This window comes from Actinoplanes rectilineatus (genome assembly GCF_000962825.1).
GTDB lineage: Bacteria > Actinomycetota > Actinomycetes > Mycobacteriales > Micromonosporaceae > Actinoplanes > Actinoplanes rectilineatus.
This window is the reverse complement of record NZ_JZKF01000214.1, coordinates 1-977: the sequence shown is the minus strand read 5'-3', so window position 1 is coordinate 977 and position 977 is coordinate 1. Positions and strand designations below refer to the sequence as shown.

The window sequence follows — 977 nt, the reverse complement described above, 5'->3', positions numbered from 1 at the left end:
AGCGGTCCTGTCCGGGGGTGCCGAACAGGTAGAGCAGCAGTGAGTCGTCGAGGGTGATCCGGCCGAAGTCGAGGGCGACGGTGGTGGTGGTCTTCTGGGTGACGGCGGAGGTGTCGTCGATGCCGATCGAGCGTTCGGTCATCTCGGCCTCGGTGACCAGCGGCTCGATCTCCGAGATGGCACCGACGAAGGTGGTCTTGCCGACGCCGAAACCGCCACTGATGACGATCTTGACGGCGACGGGATGCAGGTCCCTAGAGCGCCCGGACACGGTCCCTGATCCTTTCGATCATGCTGGTGGAGAGTTCACCCTGCTGTTCCTGGATGTGCAGGTAACCCTGGGTGATCAGGTCCGCGACGATGACCCGGACGACACCGAGCGGCACCCGCAGCGCCACCGCGAGGTCGGCCACCGACATCGGGGCCTGGACGAGCTCGATGATCCGCTTGGACTCGAAGCGCAGCGGCGCGGACAGTGCCGCGGGTGCCGCGCGCAGCAGCGTCTCGATGCGCAGCCCGTCGTGCATCGGCTGGGTACGCCCGCCGGTCAGCATGAACGGGCGCACCACGGGGTCCTCGTCGGGTTCCAGCCCCCAGGAGGATCCGGTCATCGCGGCAGGTACTGGCGGGAGTCGGCGATCAGCGCCGGGGTCAGCAGCCCGCCGAACCGTTCGGTGAGCAGCGAGATCTCGTACCCGACCAGGCCCAGGTCGCAGTCGCTGCCGGCCACCACCCCGAGGCAGCTGCCCCCGGCGATCACCGACACCAGCAGGAAACCCCGGTGCATCTCGATCATGATGAGTTTCAGGCCGTCGAAGTCGTACCGGCGGGACGCGCTGCGTGCCAGGCTGGCCATGCTGGAGACGATCGCCGCGAGCTGGTCGGCCTCGGCCCGGCTCAGGCCGTCCGACCCGGCGATCAGCAGGCCGTCGGAGGAGACCGCGACGGCGTCGCGGACACCGTCGGTCTGGTGCACG

The 977-nt window shown here is 68.8% G+C and carries 3 protein-coding genes; all 3 read right to left on the bottom strand.

The annotated features are described in order from the left end of the window. Positions 1-271: GTP-binding protein (locus WH85_RS46160; protein ID WP_045748582.1), on the bottom strand; the 271-nt coding region annotated here is incomplete at its 3' end. Beyond that, positions 255-611: a DUF742 domain-containing protein gene (locus WH85_RS46155; protein ID WP_045748581.1), complete on the bottom strand. Its 357-nt coding sequence runs from the start codon at positions 609-611 to the stop codon at positions 255-257. The genes WH85_RS46160 and WH85_RS46155, both read right to left, overlap by 17 nt. Continuing rightward, entirely contained in the window at positions 608-976 is a 369-nt protein-coding gene (locus tag WH85_RS46150; RefSeq protein ID WP_045748580.1) for a roadblock/LC7 domain-containing protein, read from the bottom strand. The genes WH85_RS46155 and WH85_RS46150 overlap by 4 nt, the downstream gene beginning before the upstream one ends. Position 977: the final 1 nt, after the last annotated feature.